Origin of the sequence: Saccharopolyspora sp. SCSIO 74807, from assembly GCF_037023755.1 — a bacterium.
Taxonomy (GTDB): Bacteria; Actinomycetota; Actinomycetes; order Mycobacteriales; family Pseudonocardiaceae; genus Saccharopolyspora_C; species Saccharopolyspora_C galaxeae.
On sequence record NZ_CP146100.1, the window covers coordinates 3,999,828 to 4,016,592 of the forward strand.

Annotated in this window: 14 protein-coding genes; 5 read left to right on the top strand and 9 right to left on the bottom strand. The window is 71.2% G+C overall.

The features are described 5' to 3' along the window. Positions 1 to 17: 17 nt before the first annotated feature. A complete protein-coding gene (hrpB, locus tag V1457_RS18390) occupies positions 18 to 2,450 on the top strand; it encodes an ATP-dependent helicase HrpB (RefSeq protein ID WP_338595757.1) in 2,433 nt (810 codons plus the stop codon). Positions 2,451 to 2,535: 85 nt separating this feature from the next. On the opposite strand, the gene V1457_RS18395 is transcribed toward hrpB, so the two are convergent. The 4 genes from V1457_RS18395 to V1457_RS18410 form a co-directional block, all read right to left on the bottom strand. Next, positions 2,536 to 3,012: a (2Fe-2S)-binding protein gene (locus tag V1457_RS18395; RefSeq protein WP_338595758.1), complete on the bottom strand. Its 477-nt coding sequence runs from the start codon at positions 3,010 to 3,012 to the stop codon at positions 2,536 to 2,538. 9 nt (positions 3,013 to 3,021) lie between these two features. Further along, positions 3,022 to 5,325: a molybdopterin cofactor-binding domain-containing protein gene (locus V1457_RS18400; RefSeq protein WP_338595759.1), complete on the bottom strand. Its 2,304-nt coding sequence runs from the start codon at positions 5,323 to 5,325 to the stop codon at positions 3,022 to 3,024. Positions 5,326 to 5,478: 153 nt separating this feature from the next. After that, positions 5,479 to 6,699: an oxygenase MpaB family protein gene (locus V1457_RS18405; protein ID WP_200069618.1), complete on the bottom strand. Its 1,221-nt coding sequence runs from the start codon at positions 6,697 to 6,699 to the stop codon at positions 5,479 to 5,481. A gap of 169 nt (positions 6,700 to 6,868) precedes the next feature. After that, positions 6,869 to 8,092 (bottom strand): oxygenase MpaB family protein, encoded by a 1,224-nt coding sequence (locus V1457_RS18410; protein ID WP_338595761.1) that lies wholly within the window; start codon positions 8,090 to 8,092, stop codon positions 6,869 to 6,871. 368 nt (positions 8,093 to 8,460) lie between these two features. On the opposite strand from V1457_RS18410, the gene V1457_RS18415 reads away from it, so the two are divergent. Next, complete coding sequence (locus tag V1457_RS18415) at positions 8,461 to 9,111, top strand: TetR family transcriptional regulator (RefSeq protein ID WP_338595763.1); 651 nt, start codon at positions 8,461 to 8,463, stop codon at positions 9,109 to 9,111. A gap of 19 nt (positions 9,112 to 9,130) precedes the next feature. Here the strand turns inward: V1457_RS18415 and V1457_RS18420 are convergent, their stop codons facing one another. Continuing rightward, positions 9,131 to 10,252, bottom strand: a complete 1,122-nt coding sequence (locus tag V1457_RS18420; RefSeq protein ID WP_338595765.1) for a hypothetical protein — start codon at positions 10,250 to 10,252, stop codon at positions 9,131 to 9,133. A gap of 281 nt (positions 10,253 to 10,533) precedes the next feature. On the opposite strand from V1457_RS18420, the gene V1457_RS18425 reads away from it, so the two are divergent. Together V1457_RS18425 and V1457_RS18430 are read left to right on the top strand one after the other, a co-directional pair. Beyond that, positions 10,534 to 11,118 carry an FxsA family protein gene (locus V1457_RS18425; protein WP_338595767.1) on the top strand — a complete coding sequence of 195 codons (585 nt, stop codon included), beginning with the start codon at positions 10,534 to 10,536 and terminating at the stop codon, positions 11,116 to 11,118. A 442-nt stretch (positions 11,119 to 11,560) separates the two neighbouring features. Then, entirely contained in the window at positions 11,561 to 13,186 is a 1,626-nt protein-coding gene (locus tag V1457_RS18430) for an amidohydrolase (RefSeq protein ID WP_200069613.1), read from the top strand. Between the two features lie 199 nt (positions 13,187 to 13,385). On the opposite strand, the gene ykgO is transcribed toward V1457_RS18430, so the two are convergent. The 3 genes from ykgO to V1457_RS18445 all read right to left on the bottom strand — a co-directional run bounded on the left by ykgO (position 13,386) and on the right by V1457_RS18445 (position 15,711). Beyond that, the gene (gene ykgO / locus V1457_RS18435) at positions 13,386 to 13,508 is read right to left on the bottom strand and encodes a type B 50S ribosomal protein L36 (RefSeq protein ID WP_338595769.1); all 123 of its coding nucleotides are present in this window, start codon (positions 13,506 to 13,508) and stop codon (positions 13,386 to 13,388) included. Positions 13,509 to 13,562: 54 nt separating this feature from the next. Further along, the gene (locus tag V1457_RS18440; protein ID WP_295149927.1) at positions 13,563 to 14,420 is read right to left on the bottom strand and encodes a hypothetical protein; all 858 of its coding nucleotides are present in this window, start codon (positions 14,418 to 14,420) and stop codon (positions 13,563 to 13,565) included. Positions 14,421 to 14,526: 106 nt separating this feature from the next. Continuing rightward, entirely contained in the window at positions 14,527 to 15,711 is a 1,185-nt protein-coding gene (locus V1457_RS18445; RefSeq protein WP_233627187.1) for a low temperature requirement protein A, read from the bottom strand. A 169-nt stretch (positions 15,712 to 15,880) separates the two neighbouring features. On the opposite strand from V1457_RS18445, the gene smpB reads away from it, so the two are divergent. Further along, positions 15,881 to 16,393 (top strand): SsrA-binding protein SmpB, encoded by a 513-nt coding sequence (smpB, locus tag V1457_RS18450; protein ID WP_200069610.1) that lies wholly within the window; start codon positions 15,881 to 15,883, stop codon positions 16,391 to 16,393. A 74-nt stretch (positions 16,394 to 16,467) separates the two neighbouring features. Here smpB and V1457_RS18455 read toward each other — a convergent pair whose 3' ends face one another. Next, the gene (locus tag V1457_RS18455) at positions 16,468 to 16,629 is read right to left on the bottom strand and encodes a hypothetical protein (RefSeq protein ID WP_200069948.1); all 162 of its coding nucleotides are present in this window, start codon (positions 16,627 to 16,629) and stop codon (positions 16,468 to 16,470) included. Between the last annotated feature and the right edge of the window lie 136 nt (positions 16,630 to 16,765).

Below are 16,765 nucleotides of genomic sequence, written 5' to 3' on the forward strand. Positions count from 1 at the left end.
TGGCAGGATGTGGTGCGATGACCGACTTCCACACCGCCGCCGCGTCCACCGGGCTGCCGGTGCTGGACGTGCTCGGCGACCTCACCGGTGCGCTGGACGAGCACGGCACGGCCGTGCTGGTGGCTCCGCCCGGCACCGGGAAGACCACGCTGGTCCCGTTGGCGCTGGCCGAGCGCGGGCTGCGCGTGGTGGTGGCCGAGCCGCGGCGGCTGGCGGCCAGGGCCGCGGCCGGGCGGATGGCCGCGCTGCTGGACGAGGAAGTGGGCGGCCGCGTCGGGTATTCGGTGCGCGGGGAGCGCAAAGCGGGTGCGGACACCGTGGTCGAAGTCGTGACCTCCGGACTGCTGGTACGGCGGTTGCAGGCGGACCCGGAACTGTCCGCAGTGGACGTTGTGGTGCTGGACGAGTGCCACGAGCGGCAGCTGGACGCGGACCTGCTGCTGGCGTTGCTGCTGGACGCGCGGGAGGGGCTGCGGCCGGACCTGCGGGTGCTGGCGACCTCGGCGACCCTCGCGGCGAACCAGGTGGCCGAACTGCTCGGCGGCGCCCCGATGCTGCGTGCGCAGGGGCGGATCTACCCGGTCGAGCACCGGCACGTTCCGCCGAACCGCGGTGAGCGGATCGAGACGTGCGTTGCGCGCGCGGTGCGCAAGGCGCTGGACGAGCAGGACGGCGACGTGCTGGCTTTTCTGCCCGGCGCCGGGGAGATCCGCCGGGTGCGCACTGCGTTGGCAAACTTGTCCGATGTGGACGTCATGCCGCTGCACGGGCGGCTCGCGCGCGATGCGCAGGACGCCGCGTTGCGGGAAGGGCAGCGGCGGCGTGTCGTGCTGGCGACCGCGGTCGCGGAGTCGAGCTTGACCGTGCCGGGTGTGCGCGCCGTGGTGGATTCCGGGCTGTCCCGGCAATCCCGGGCCGACCCGCGCCGCGGACTGTCCGGATTGGTCACCGTGCGGGTGTCGGCCGCGGGTGCCGAGCAGCGCGCCGGACGGGCCGGACGGCAAGGGCCCGGCGTCGCTTACCGCTGCTGGCCGGAGCACGAGCACAGCACGCTGCCCGCCTTCGGCGAACCGGAGATCCGCACCGCGGAGCTGAGCAGGCTCGCGCTGGAACTGGCGTGCTGGGGAACGCCCGACGGTGCCGCGCTGAGCTGGTGGGACGAGCCGCCCGCAGGAGCGCTCGCGGCCGGGCGCGAAGTGCTGCGCGAACTCGGGGTGCTGGACGAATCCGGCGCGGTGACCGCGCGGGGGAACCGGATGGCCGGCCTCGGGCTGCACCCGAGGCTTGCGCGCGCCCTGCTCGACGGCAGCGAACGCGTCGGTGCCGTCGCCGCCGGTGAGGTCGTCGCGCTGCTCGATGACGACTCGGTCACCACGGAGACCGATGTGGACAGTGCGCTGGCGCGATTGCGGCGCGGTGGTCCGGGGTCCGAGCGGTGGCGGCGGGAAGCCCGCAGGCTCAGCCGGCTGGTGCACGGGGAGCCGGGCGGGCAGGACCTCGCCGAGGTGGTCGCGCTCGCGCATCCGGAACGGCTCGCCCGCCGCAGGTCCGCGGACTCGCCGGTGTACCTGATGGCCTCCGGAACCGCCGTCGAAGCGCCCGCGGCACTGCGGCACTGCGAATGGCTCGCGGTCGCGGTCGCCGATCGCACGCCCGGCCACGCGCACGGCACGGTCCGCTTGGCGGCTCCGGCCGATGAAGAACTGGCCCGGCGGGTCGGCGCACCGCTGCTGAAGGATCGGCGGACCGTCGAGTGGGCAGACGGCGATGTTCGCGCGGTGCAAGAGGAAACGCTCGGTGCGATCACGCTGCAGAGCCGTCCACTGCGCGATCCCGACCCCGCGCAGGTGCGGTCGGCCCTGCTCGACGGGTTGCGCACGGCCGGTCTCGGACTGCTGCACTGGACCAAGGACGCCGAGCGGTTGCGCGACCGGCTGGCTTTCCTGCACATCGCGATCGGCGACCCTTGGCCCGCGGTCGACGATGCGGCACTGCTGTCCGAAGTGGACCACTGGCTGGAGCCCGAACTGTCCCGTGCGGGCAAGCGCGCGGACCTCGAACGCATCTCCGCGGCCGCCGGGCTGCGCAGGCTCGTCCCGTGGTCGCAGGCCGCGCGGTTCGACGAACTGGCTCCGGACACCGTCGAAGTGCCGTCCGGTTCGCAGGTCCGCATCGACTACTCCGGCGACGCACCTGCGCTGCCGGTGAAGTTGCAGGAGGTCTTCGGCTGGCGCCGGGTGCCGGAACTCGCCGACGGGCGCGTTGCGCTGGTGCTGCAGCTGCTTTCCCCGGCCGGGCGGCCCGCCGCGGTCACCTCCGACCTCGAATCGTTCTGGGCCAACGGCTACCCGCAGGTCCGCGCCGAGTTGCGCGGCCGCTACCCGAAGCACCCGTGGCCGGACGACCCCACGACCGCCGCCCCGACGGGCCGCACCAAGAATCGCCGATGAGCACCCGCGGCGGTGCGGGTTGCGTAGCCGCCGGAAGCGGCTTGCGCCGCTTGGAAAACCCCGAGCTCGGTTCCAAGACATGCGTTCACATCTCGCTGGCACCCGCTTTGATCGCCTGCCGGATCCGGAAGTAGGTGCCGCAGCGGCAGATGTTGCGGATGCCGTCGATGTCCGAGTCGGTGATCTCACGGCCCTCCGCGGCGACCCGGCGCACCAGGGCCACGGCGGCCATGATCTGGCCGGGCTGGCAGTAGCCGCACTGCACGACGTCCTGCTCCAGCCAGGCTTCCTGCATCGGGTGCAACTCGGCGTCCACTGTGGCCGGAAGTCCTTCGATGGTGGTGACCTCGTCGGTGGGCGAGAGCTCGCCGACGGGGATCGCGCAGGGGTTCACGGCCTTGCCGTTGACGTGGCTCGTGCACGCCTTGCAGACGTTGATGCCGCAGCCGTACTTCGGCCCGTGCACGCCGAGCAGATCGCGCAGCACCCAGAGCAATCGCACGTCATCTGCGGTGGTGACGGTGACCTGCTCGCCGTTGAGGCGAAAAGTGTGTTCAGGCAAGGACGCTCCTCAGCGTGCGTGCTCCAGCCCGTCCGTCGGCGACTCGGGAACGGGTGGCACCGCGGGTTTGGGGGTGAACGAAAGCGTGTCGTGGTTGATCGGGAAGCGGGTGGGCTGCGTGCCGGTGGCGCGGCCGTAGGCGCAGGCGACCGCGGACATCGCCGCTGCCACGCCGAGTTCGCCCGCCCCGCCCGGTTCTCCGGTGGTGTCCGGCATGATCTCGACGTGCAGGTCGAACGGCACGTTCCACTGCCGGGTGTAGAAGTAGTTGTCCCAGCTGGCTTCGAGGAAGTGGCCATCGCGCAGGTGCAGGCTGGAAGTCAGCGCCAGCGCGATGCCGTCCATGATGCCGCCCATCATCTGCGCCTCGAGCCCGCGCGGATTGATCACCAGGCCCGCGTCGACGGCGAAGACGACCCGGGTGACGCGCGGTCCGGCCACGCCGTCGCGGATCGGCCGGTCGACGGTGCCGGGACGGCAATCGATCTCCACCAGCGCCGCGGTGACCCCGCGGTACTCGGCGTGGAAGGCGATCCCCTGCGCGGTGCCCGCGGGCATCGGCCGACCCCAGTCCCCGAGTTCGGCGGCCTTGGCCAGCACCGCGCGGGAACGGTCGTCCTGGACGAAGTCGTGCCGGAACCGGTAAGGATCTTCGCCCAGTTTCGCCGCGAGCCGGTCGACGACGAGCTCGCGGGCGCAGGTGACGTCCGGTGAGTAGACGTTGCGCATGCTGCCGGTGTTGAAGCCCTTGTCGGTCTCGCACAGCAACTGGCTGCTCGACCCGAACTCGTAGGGCATCGAGACGCTGAGCTGGAACATCGTTTCGGAGAAGCCGATGTCTCCGACCGGGAGCTTGCCCACCATCGCGGAGATGATCTCGCCCAACCCGTGACTCCAGTCGGTCGAAACGCTGGTGTGCCGCTGCTCGTACCCGAGCACGCTGCGCCCGGAGTGGGCCAGGCGCACCCGCGAGATCGCCATCGGGTGGGTGCGGCCCTGCCGGGAGTCGTCGGCGCGGTGCCACATCAGCTTGACCGGTTTGCCCACCGCCCGGGAGATCTCGGCGGCCTCCCGCGCGGCGTCGAAGAACAGCTTGCGCCCGAAGGAACCGCCGCCCTCGGTGACGTGCACCCGCACCGCGCCGACGGGCATGCCGAGGTCGGCGGCGATGGTCTGCTGGGCCACGATCGGGGATTTCAGGCAGGACCAGATCTCGGCCCGGTCCCGGCGCACGTCGGCGACCGCGCAGTTCGGTTCCAGCGCGCTGTTGCTGCGGAACTGGAACGTGAATTCCGCCTCCACTGTGGACGACAGCGGTGGTGGGCCGAGCGGTGCCTCGGCGGCTCGCAGCTCCGCCAGCACGCTGTCGTCGGATTTCCCTTCCGCGGTACCGGGTTTCCAGGCCACTTCGAGCGCGCGCACGGCGTCGATGCACTGCCCGAAGGTCTCCGCCCGCACCGCGACTCCGGTGGAGATGACCGCGACATCGGTCACTCCGGGCATGGTGCGGACTTCGGCCAGGTTGGACGCGGCCGCGACCGACCCGTTGATCGTGGGCGGCCGGCAGACCATCGCGGGCATGGCCCCCGGGACGTCGAGGTCCATGGCGAACTTCTTGCGCCCGGTCACAGCCGCGAGCCCGTCGACGCGGTTGTGCGGGGTGCCGATGACGGTGTGCTGCTCGCGCGGGCCGAGTTCCACCGCGACCTGCCGGTCCCGGGTGCTCGCGGCCTTTTCCGCGAAGGCGCCGATGTCCGCGGCGGCGCCCGAGGCGGCCGTGATCATTCCGTCGCGCAACGTCAGATCTTGCGCTGCGGCACCGAATTCGGCCGCCGCGACCGCCAGCAGCCGCTCGCGGGCCAGCGCGGCGGCGACCCGGATCGGCCGATAGGTCGCGATTGTCGTGTTGGAACCGCCGGTGAGCTGGTTGAACACCAGCTCAGGGCGCGCATCGGCGAGCGTGACGCGAACCCGCTCGACCGGCACGCGCAGCTCTTCGGCGATCAGCATGCTCGTCGAAGTGGTGATGCCCTGGCCGACTTCCGCCCGCGGCAGCGCGAACGAGACCGTGCCGTCCTCGCCGACCTCGACCGTGATCAGGTGCGAGGTCGGCGCCGCCGCCACGGTCATCAGGTCGTTCGCGTCGAAGATCTCCGCGAGCGCCGGTGACGGCAGCTGCGCGTCGGCGGTGCCCGCGCCGCCGAGTTCGGCGGCCGCGACCAGCGTCGGCGCCGCCAGCAGGTATCCGAGGAACCGCCGCCTGCCGACGACGTGCCCGCCGGGCTCCGGCTCGGGCGGAAGATCGTTGCTCATCGGGGACTCCCTTCGCCGGCGAGGCAGCTCGCAGGCGTCGCACCGCGACGACGATCGATGCCGGGTTGCGGTCCATCGGCATCGATCTCGCCGCTGTCGGTTCCGCTCTCCTCCCGCTGCGACCTGCGATCGCGCGAGTCGTCCGTTGTGGACTCAGGAAGGCCGGTTTCCGGTGGGGATCGAGATGCTGATCGGGTAGTCCCCTTTGGACAGGAACAGCAGGACCGCCTGCCGGATGATCTCGTCGAACGCCCAGTAGACCTGGTCGGTGCCGGGGAAGACGTCGAGCAGGCCTTCGCGGACGGCGATGAACGGGCCCCAGAACGTTTTCAGCAACGGGTCCCAGACCGGCTCCGGCGGGATCATCAGCCACTCGGCGACCTGATCGCCGAGCATGAACCGGGTCAGCGCGCCGATGACCGGCCTGCTCAGGATGGTGCCGTCGATCTCCTTGCCGAAGTCCATCAGGATGTCGGCCAGGTTGACACCTTCGGCCGTCGGCGCCAGCACCGGCGTGAGCACCTGATCGGCCTGCGAGTTCGCCTCGTCCCAGGAAGCCGGGATGTACTCGTCGTCGATGCCGAGCATGTGCGCGCACATCTGCCACGAGTGCAGGTACGCTTCGGACTCCTCGACCGGGATCGGCACCTGCCACTCGACCATCTTCCGGTTGACCGTCGTGGCCAGGCTGTGCCAGGTGACCATCATGTCCGCTTGGCTGATCGGGATGTCCTCGGGCGCGACCTGGCTCCAGTGCGGCGACTTCGGCAGCAGGTTGCGCACGCCGGCGTGGGTGAGCCGGGTCTTGACGCAGGTGACGATCATCTCGCCGTCGTCGGCGTAGGCGTTCGGGGTGCCGATGTCGTATCCGAGCTTGGCGGTCTTGGTGATGCGGTCCTTCATGTTGGCCCCGCCGTAGGAGTGGTAGACCGCCCGCGCCTCCTTCGGGATGACCGTGCTCATCATGCCGCTGGCCATCCCGTACAGGACGCCGAGGTAGAGCCCGCGCTTCTCGTTGAACTGGTACGCGAGGTCGAGCTTGCGGTCGTCGACCCACTCCGGGCGCTGCCGGGCGTTCTCGATGAAGTCGCGCAGCTCGGCGGGAAGCCCCTTCGGCAGCTCCTGGCCGTTCTTGGTCCACTGCGCCAGCAGCTCGTTGACCCGGGGCACTGCACCGCGGTCGAGCAGCGAGCCGACCAGCGGGTCGGCCACCTCGTCCCAGACCCACCTCGGGTCGGCACCGGTGCCGGTGCCCACGACCGAACCGCTCGGCGACCACGTCCACGCCGCCGCGGGGCTGGCCATGCCCAGTGCGCCGAGCGCGCCCAAGGCACCACCGGAAGCCAATAATTTGCGCCTGCTGAGTTCGCTCATTTCCTGAACTCCTCCTTGAGTTCCACGGATTGCGAAATTTGCGGAAATCGAAGGTCCTCATCGCGCGAGAACCAGCGGAATGACCAGTGCGCACGGCGTCGTGCGGGCGAAAAGGTCCGGCGAATCGCCGGAAGGGCCCGCTGCGGCGCGCTCGAACGGACCTACGCGCTCACCTGGGACGGTTGATCGTGGGGATATCGATCTTCGTTTCCTTGCCCTTGGTGAGGTAGAAGAGGATGTACTGGCGCGCGGCTTCGTCGATGGTCCAGGCGACTTCGGGCACCGCGGGCAGCGGAACGAGGTTCTCCCGGAACTTCACCAGCAGCGGCCACGCCTCGTTGATCAGCGGTTCCCAGACCGGCTCCCGCGGGATCGCGTCCCAATCGGCGACCTGATCGCCCACCAGGTACCTGGCCAGGGCGTTGCACAGCGGCCGGGTGACCCCGAGCGGCGGGCTGGTCTGCTCGGCGAGCTGGCCCAGCAGGACGTCGGTCAGCTCGACGCCTTCCGGCGTCGGACCCATGTTCCGGCCGAGGACCTGGTCGGATTGGGCGTAGGCGGCATTCCAGGTGGCGGGGATGTACTCCTCGCGGATGCCGAGCAGATAGGCGGTCACCTGCCAGACGTGCAGGTACGCGTCGGACTCGGCCCGGGTGATCGGCACGCCCCAGTCGAGCATCCGGCGCATCGCGAAGGTCGGCAGCGTGTGCCAGGTGACGAGCATGTCCTCCTGGCTGATCGGGATCCGCTGGCCGCCGCTGGTCTGCTTCCAGCCGGGGGACTGCTGCAGCAGGTGCCGCACGGCCGCGTGCACCAGCCGGGTCTTGACCGCTTCCACCACGACGGACCCGTCGGGCCGGTAGGCGTTCGGGTCGCCGACGGCGAATCCCAGGATGCTCGTCTTGGCGACGCGGTCCTCCATGTCCGCGCCGCCCTTGGAGTAGTAGACCGCGCGGGCTTCCTTCGGGATGGCGGTGCTCAACATGCCGCCGCCGACCCCGTTGAGCAGGTTGAGGTAGATCCCCCTGGACTTGTTGAACTCCGCCGCGAGCTCCAGCTTCCGCTGGTCCGCCCATGGCGGCAGCTGGCGCGCCCGTTCCATGAACGCCCGCAGGTCCTGCGGGAGCTCGCGCGGCAGCTCCTGGTCGTTGCGCGTCCAGTCCCACAACAGGCGGTTGACCTCGGGCACGTCGTCCCGATCGAGCAGCGACGCGAGCAGCGGGTCGGCCTCCTGGTCCCAGACCCAGCTCGGGTCGGCGCCCGCCCCGGTGCCCGCGATCGAACCGCTCGGCGACCACGTCCACGCCATCGCGGGCGATGCCATGCCCAGCGCGCCCAACGCGCCCAGGGCTCCGCCGGAAGCCAACACCTTGCGTCTGGTGAATTCATTCATGTCCTGATCCTTGAGCCCGGGAACAGCTGATTGATACGGTGATACACGAACCAGATCGGCGTATCATAGGGAAGCACAAGACGATCCCGAACACCAGCCCCCGAGACCGATCCCGTTTCGAATTCCGTCCGCACCGGAAATCGACAGATCACCCGTACCTGCGATGCGGCGAACAGCAGCGGGGCCAGAAAGAGCATTCGCACTGCACCGGCTCCAGGCCACGCGAACCGCGTGCGCCGTGCGGCCAGGGCCGCCGGTAGCGAGAAACCCGACCGGAACGGCCGCGGGCTTTCCGGCACCAGCCATGGGCACCGGGTCCTTCCCGGGCGCCGAGGAAGGACACCGTGGAACCTGTACCGTCCGGCTGCATGACGCCGCAGGACTCGGACTCGCTGCTGGAACGCGCGTTCGCCGAGGCCGACGACCCCGTCGAGGACACCGACGAGACCACTGCGCGCCTGCTCGACGCCGCGTACGAGCAGTTCTGCCGAATGGGCATCCGCCGATCCACGATGGAGGACGTGGCGCGCCGCGCCGGGGTCTCCAGGATCACCGTCTACCGCCGGTTCACCACCAAGGACGCGCTGGTCGAGCACGTGGTGCGCCGCGAGTTCCGCTGGTACTTCGACCGGTTCCGCACCGACATCGCGCAGGCCGCGACCGCCGCCGACCGGGTCGAGCTCGGATTCGCCAGCGCGCTGCGCGCCATCCGCGGCAATCCGCTGATCGGCGGCCTGATGGAGGCCGAGCCGGACCTGCTGGTGCCCTCGATGATCAACGACGGCGGCCGGACCTTGGCCACCGTGCGGCGATTCCTGGCAGGCCAGCTCCGGCACGAACAGGCCACCGGCCACGTCGCCGCGGCGGTAGACGTGGACCTCGTCGCCGAGATGATGGTCCGCGTCTCGGCGTCGTTCCTGGTCATTCCCAGCGAGCTCGTCGACATCGACGACGACGAGCAGATCCGCGCCGTCGCCCGCCGGTTCCTGGTGCCGATGCTGGAACCGTCCGCGCCCTGACCCGCGGCGCGCGCACGGCTCAGGGCGCGGGAACCCGCGCGTCCTCCGGAACGGCCTGCAGATCGCCGCGCCGGTCCGGCAGGCAGGCCGCGCGCCGGGCGTCGTCGTTCAGGAACTGGCTGAGGCAACCGCCCAGCTGGGCGTGTCCGGCGGCGTTGGCGTGGAACGACTCCTGCATCGCGTGCGGGGCGCGGTCGTCGTACTGCAGGCTCTCCCAATCCACCGTGAGCCGGGTGAACCACTCCTCGCCCTGCCCGGCGGGCGACGCCTGCCCCGGCGGAACCTGTTGCGGCTGCCCCTGTTGCGGTGACGGACCGGTGCACGCCTCGTGCCCGACACCGGCGCGCGAGAGGTCGAGGAACCGCGCGTCGACCGCGCCTGCGGCTTTCCGCAGCCCTTCGGACAGCTGCGGCACACCGGTGTCCCTGATCCACCTCAGATCACCGGTCTGGAACGGGCAGCCGGACAGGTTCTGCAGCTGCGGGGCGATCTCCGGGCCGACCGGCGAAGCGTAGGACTGCACGACCAGCGAATAGCTCTGCGGCGTGTAGCCCGCCCGCTCCATCACCGAGCGCACGTCCCGCAGCGCCGAGACGACCTTGGGCCGCATCTGCTCCACCCGCTGCGGCCAGGTCTTGCTCAGCTGTGCCGAGCAGCCGCCCGGCACCCGCCGCGCCCACGCCTGCACGCACCGGTTGACCGCGTCGGTGAAACCCGGATCGTCGTTCGCGCCGACCTGCACCACGACGTCGGTGATCCGGTAGCGGGAGGCGAGCTCGGCCAGCCGGGCGGCCTGCGAGCCCTCGGCGTGCTCCGGGCTGGGCTGCAGGCCGACCAGCTTCGCCTGCGCCCCCGAGCAGGCCAGGTTGAACCGGCTCACCCCCGGCGGCAGCTGCAGCTGGTGCACCGCCGCGGCGGGAGATCGGTGGCACCAGTCGTCGTTGGCGCCGTTGGTGCCCGCCTCGTAGTTGCCGCCGCCTTCGCCGGACAGCGTGCTGTCGCCGAGCGTGACCACCGCGGCGGGCAACCGCTCCGGCTGCTGCGGCAGGCTCGGCACGTTCTGATCGCTGACCAGGATCGCGAGCGCCAGGACGCCGCAGACCGCCAGCAGTGCGAGGAATCTCGACTTGTGCGCCCGCATCGGCGAGCAGTCTATGCGGTGTTGATGAAGCCATCGCCCGTGGCGGTGCCGAACTCGCCGAGCCCGGCGCGACCGGCAGGGAGGCCCCGCTGACCTGCGCGTTCGTCCGCATGCGAAAGTTGCGGTCCCGCTGCGGGCGGGGGAGGCGGGCTCGCCGGGGTGGCGATCGCAACACTCCGGCAAGTTCGCCGCGCGGATCGGGAGAAAAATCGGACACCGGTGCGTTGAACACAGGGAGAAGTAGCTGTCTGCCGGGGTTTCCCCGCTTGCGGAGGTTTGCAGTGCCCATACTCCTGCTGCTGCTGGCCATCGGCCTCGTCGAGATCAGCGTGCTGGTGCTGGTCGGCAACGCGGTCGGTGTGCTGCCCACGATCGGGCTGCTGCTGGCCGGCGGCGTGCTCGGCAGCTGGCTGATGCGCCGCGAAGGCGCCCGCACGCTGCGCGCCTTCAACGAGGCCGCGAAGCTGCGCAGGCCGCCGGAGCGGGAACTGTCCGACGGGGTGCTGATCGTCGCCGGCGGCGCGCTGATCGTGCTGCCCGGTTTCGTCAGCGACGTGCTCGGGCTGCTGTGCCTGCTGCCGCCCACCCGCGCGCTGCTGCGCCGCTGGATGCAGCGCAGCGCGGAGCGCCGGGCGCAGCGGGTGCGCGAGCAGGTGCGCACGGGCGCGGTTCCGGGGTGGGCCGCACCGGGATGGGGCGCCGGATTCGCGACCGGCTCGCCCGGCGGTTCGCGGGCGAACAACGACGGTGACGTGATCGACGGCGAGGTCGTCTCGGTCAGTGAGGACGACATTCCGCCGCAAAACAACCCCTCGCTGGGCACGTCCGACCAGGCGGAGCGTCCGCGCGGGGACGCAGCGCGCTGAACCGCCCGCCGCGGCTCTCAGCGGCGCGAGCACTGCGGGTAAGCTTCCCGGAACGATCGTGGCCGGAGTCGGCAGCAACCCTCGGCTGGTGCTGCCCGGTTCCGGCCACGGTGGCGCACGGCGCGGCTCGTCGATGCGGTGCACCTGTCCAGGTGCCGCCGGGTGCGAGCAGGTCGGCCGCTGCTCGGCCGGTCCGGGGTGTGGGAGCTTCGTTCCGGTCAGGCGCGGCGGGGACTTCGCCGTGCGCGGCCGAGCGCGTCCGGCCCGGTTGCGGGTCCGGTCGCCGGCGAGGACGAGGAGGGGTGCCGCACCCGCTGTTGCGGGACCGGCCGCGAGGGGGCCGGGATCCGGTGGGGGCCGTTCGGGCCGTAGGCTCGATCAGCTCAGCGCCGCCAGGAAGCGAAGCCGGGGGAGATCCCCAGGACAGGGAACACACAGGGACATGTCCGAGACCACGTTGCTGCTCGGGGGGCGGATCCACTCACCCGCCGACGCCGACGCCACCGCGATGGCCGTCATCGACGGCACCGTCGCCTGGGTCGGGTCCGACCGGGTCGGCCGTGCGCTGCACCCCGAGGCGGAGGTAGTCGATCTCGGCGGTGCGTTCGTCACGCCCGCGTTCGTCGACGCCCACGTGCACGCCACTTCCTCGGGCCTGCTGCTCAACGGCCTCGACCTGACCGGGTGCGCTTCGCTGACGGAGTTCCTGCACGCGCTGCGCGATCACGTCGAGGAACACCCCGGCGCGCTGGTGTGGGGGCACGGCTGGGACGAGACGTGGTGGCCGGAGCGCCGCCCGCCGACCCGCTCCGAGATCGACAGCGCCTGTGGCGGGGCGCCGGTGTACCTCTCGCGGATCGACGTGCACTCCGCGCTGGTTTCCACCGCCCTGATCGATCGCGCACCGCTGGCCCGCGGCGCCGAGGGCTGGAGCGGCGAAGGTCCGCTGACCCGGGTGGCCCACCACCACGCGCGCAGCGCGGCCAGGGAATCGCTCGGCGTGGCCCAGCGCCGCGAGGCGCAGCTGGCTTTCCTGCGGCACGCGGCCGCGCACGGCGTGGCCAGCGTGCACGAGTGCGCCGGACCGGACATCTCCGGTGAGGACGACCTCGCCGACCTGATGGCGCTGTCCGCGCGGGGTGATCTGCCGGAGGTCGTCGGCTACTGGGGCGAGCTCGGCGCGCTGCACACCGCACGCGAGCTCGGGGTGCGGGGCCTCGGCGGCGATCTGTTCATCGACGGCGCGATGGGCTCGCGCACGGCTGCGCTCGGGGCGCCCTACAACGACGATCCGACCACGTCCGGCGTGCTCTACCTGGACGCCGAGGCGGTGGCCGAGCACCTCGTCGAGTGCACCAGGAACGGGTTGCAGGCCGGTTTCCACGTCATCGGTGACGCCGGGGTGGCCGAGGCTTGCGAGGGCTTCCGCCGCGCGGCGAAAGTGCTGGGAGTGCCCGCGCTGGCGAGCATGCGCCACCGCCTGGAGCACCTGGAGATGGTCGGCCCGGAGCAGGCCGCGCAGCTCGGGTCGTTCGGGGTGGCCGCATCGGTGCAGCCCGCGTTCGACGCGGCTTGGGGCGGTCCGTCGGACATGTACGCGCAGCGGCTCGGGGTGCAGCGCGGCACGCGGTTGAACCCGTTCTCGGCGTTGGCGTCGAACGGGATCCTGCTGGCGCTCGGCTCGGACGCGCCGGTGACCCCGGTCGACCCGTGGGCTTCGGTGCGTGCCGCGGTGCACCACCGCACGGAAGGTTTCGGCATCTCACCGCGCGCCGCGTTCACCGCGCACACCCGTGGCGGCTGGCGTGCCGCCGGTCTCGACGACGGGGTGACGGGGGCGCTGATGCCGGGCGCACCGGCGACTTACGCGGTGTGGGAGACCGGCGATCTGGTCGTGACGGCACCGGATTCGCGGGTGCAGCGCTGGTCGACCGACCCGCGGGCGGGTGTTCCCGCGCTGCCGGACCTGAGCCCCGGCGCGCCGCTGCCGCGCTGCCAGCGCACCGTCCTGCGCGGCCGGACCATCTACGTGCGCGAGCCCGACGAAGTGGACGCTCTCTGTCCATAGTGGCCGGTGGCCCGCTTTCCGCCCCGCTTAGCCGCAAGTGAGCGGACCGTTCGCCCGTTCCAGCCGGTCGAACGGTCCGCTAACTCAACCGGCTCCCACTGCTTCGGGCCCCGCCCGTGTCGGCGAGCGCCCGGGTGTTCGGAGCGAACGGACCGTTGGCCCGATCTATTGGGACGAACGGTCCGTTCGCTCAGCTCGCTCAGCCCTGGCGGCCCTTCCAGCGCGGGTTGCGCTTGTTGATCACGAGGAGCTTGCCGTGGCGGCGCACCACCTGCGAGCCCTCCTTGTTCTTCAGCGACTTGATCGATGAGCGGACCTTCATCCGTCCTCCTCGGCTCGTGCGGTCATCGCCGCCCAAGCCTAACGAAAACGGTTTTCAATTGGCGCTGGTGCCCGCCCCGAGCAGCTCCGGTGCGTACGCGAGCAGCAGCTGCGCCGCGCTGAACGGCGCCGAGACCGGGTCGGGCAGCGCGATGTCGCGGGCCACGTGCGCGCCCCGGTAGGTCGGCTCCGAGATCGTCACGTCGGTGAACCAGCGCAGGAAATCCGCGGGCGGAACCGGTAGCCCGGTGGTATCCAGCGACGCCTGGTTCAGCGCGAGCAACGCCTGCTGCGGATTGCGCAGCATCCACCGGTACAGCTCGGAGAACTCGTAGATGTCGCGGTCCACCCGGCTCGGCCGGGCGCCGTGCGCTTCGGCGATCCGGACGCCGTGCTCGGTCGATGCCTGCTCCGCGTTTCCCCAGGCCGGATCGTGCACCCACCGGTCGGTGAGCTCGCCGTCGTGCAACCGGCGCAGGTACTCGGCCCACAACGGCGAGCCCGGATTGCCGAAGCCGTCAGCCGAGACGCCGAGCGCGATCGCGGTGCCGCGCTCGATCCCCTCCAGAATCCCCGCATCGACGTGCGAGACCCAGCTGCCGGGCGCGCCGAAGGAGTTCTCGGCGAAGAACCGGACGATGCCTTCGATGTTGCGCCAGTGCCGGAAACCGGGGATGTACTCGGCCGCGACGCGATCCTGCACCGCGCGCACGAACACCAGTCGCTCGGCCATCGGCAGCGCGTCCAGCTCGGCTGCCGAACAGTCCAGAGTGGATGCGCATGCCCGCGCATCGCGCGCGGTGGCCGCCCCCGCCGGGCAACCGAGCAGCAACAGCAGTGGCACCAGCAGCGCCAGCGCGGCCCTGCGCAACGCGTTCGGCCGATCGAGCGCGGTGGAAGCGGAATGCGGCACCGGAGATCCTTCCCGAGGTCGGATTCGATCACCGGGAGTGCAGCAGTCCGGCACCTCCGCTCATGCACGCACGAGCTCGCGTCGCCCGAATGTCACCGGAACGTGATCAACGCACCGCCTGCCGATGAGCGCGCGCGAGGTTCACCGCCAGCGAAGCCGCCGTCACCACTCCCATCGCCAGCACGGTTCCGCCCAGGCCGAGCGGACCGGCCGCCGCGGCCAGCAGCAGCACGACGACGATGTTGCCCCCGACGATCCACGCCGTGGCGGTCCCGGCGCGGGTGAGCCCGTGCAGCAGCCCGATCACCAGCAGGTACCCGGCCACCGGAACCGCGACGGCCAGTGCCGCGGTCTGCTCGGACATGTGCGCGTGGTGCTGCGTGGCGTCCACCGCGACCTCCAGCCCGGCGCCCAGCGCGGCCACCGCCGCGTACAGCAGGTAGTGCCCGTAACCCCAGGTCAACGCGGTTTTGAGGTTCGGCAGCCGGGTGTTCTGGCCGACGAAGTAGATCCACCACAGCGCGAACACGAGCACCAGCCCGCCCGCGGTGGTCAGCATCAGATCGGTCGAGAGTCCCTGCGCGGTCAGCGCCGAGCTCACCGCGTTGAGGACACCGAGGATGGCCTCGCCGAGCACGATGATGGTGAACAGCCCGTACCGCTCCGCGATGTGCTCCGGGTGCCAGCTGGTCTGGCGGTTGCCGGACTCGGCCCACGCGGGCACCGCGACCTCGGCGATCGCCAGCACGGCGAACCCGGCGTAGTCCCACGGGTGCGGCAGCAGCAGCCGCAGCAGCCACGCGATCTGCACCGCGGTCACCCCGGCCGCGTACCGCAGCGCCGCCGGGCGGCCTTCGGGATGTTCCCGCGCCGCCCGCAGCCATTGCGCCACCATCGCGACGCGCATCAGCACGTACCCGAAGGTGATCACGGTGAAGTCGTACTCGTCCAACGCCGCCGGAATCCCGGCCGCCAGCACCAGCACACCGGCCATCTGCACCAGCGTCAGCACCCGGTACGGGCCGTCGTCGGTGTCGTAGGCGGAGGCGAACCAGGTGAAGTTCACCCACGCCCACCAGATCGCGAAGAACACCATGAAGTAGCCGAGCACGCCGGTGCCGATGTGCCCTTCGGTGAGCGCGTGGTGCAGCATCGTGGCGGCCTGCGAGACCGCGGCCACGAAGCAGAGGTCGAACAGCAGCTCCAGCGGAGTCGCCGCCCGGTGCTCCTGCCACGGGTCGCGGGCGGTCATGGTGCGCCACCAGGGGCGACTTTGCCGGCCGTCGGTCATCGCTGCGCGACTCCTCACCTGTTGCTCGCGTCCGGCGGGATCTTCGGTGCGCCGCGGGCGGATGTCCAGTCCGTGGCGACGCGCGTCACCGGGAATTCCGCCTCGGAGTCCACTTTGTCCGGTGTCGCGGCGCCGGAAGGCGGCCCGCGCGGCGGAGTACGCTCGCGGCATGGTCCAGCACGGCAACGGATCCGTGATCACGACGAACCGCAGGGCGCGGCACGACTACACGATCCTGGACACCTACGAGGCCGGGCTCGTGCTGGCCGGAACCGAGGTGAAGAGCCTGCGCTCGGGACGCGCCTCGCTGGCCGAGGCGTTCGGCACCGTGGACTACGGCGAAGTGTGGCTGCGCAACCTGCACATCGCCGAGTACGGGCGCGGCAGCTGGACCAACCACGCACCGCGCCGCACGCGGAAGATGCTGTTGCACGCCAGGGAGATCCGCGGCCTGACCGGCCGGGTCCGGGAGAGCGGGATCTCGCTGGTCCCGCTGTCGATGTACTTCCGGGACGGCTGGGTGAAGGTGGAGCTGGCACTCGCCCGCGGCAAGAAGCGCTGGGACAAGCGGCGCGCACTGGCCGAGCGCGACGCCGCGCGGGAGATGGCCCGCGGCATCGGCTGGCAGCTCAAGGGCCATCCCGGCCGGGGGCCTGCGGACCCGCTGCGCTACACCACCTGAAGCGTCCGGCGGCGGATGGCGCCGTGGCCGGCATCCGCCGCGAACGATCTCCGCGCGGCCGGTCGCCGGATCGGTCAGTCCTCGTCCGGCTTGGCGTGGTCGGGCACGCCCGGGTTGGGGTCGCGGGACAGGTCGATCAACGGGTCGACCTCGGCGCCTTCGGCCTTGGCGTGGTCCGGCACGCCGGGGTTCGGGTCGTAGGACGGGTCGGTCAGCGGGTCGTGCTGAGAAGTCACGGACGTTCTCCTCTGGTCGGCGTTGCTCCTTGTGGAGTACCAGGATGCATGGCCGAGCGCGGCCGGCGAGCACGGGGATCCGCCCGGCGCGCGCCCGGCCCCGACGGGGTGCGATTACGATCGTACGGCCGGTTTC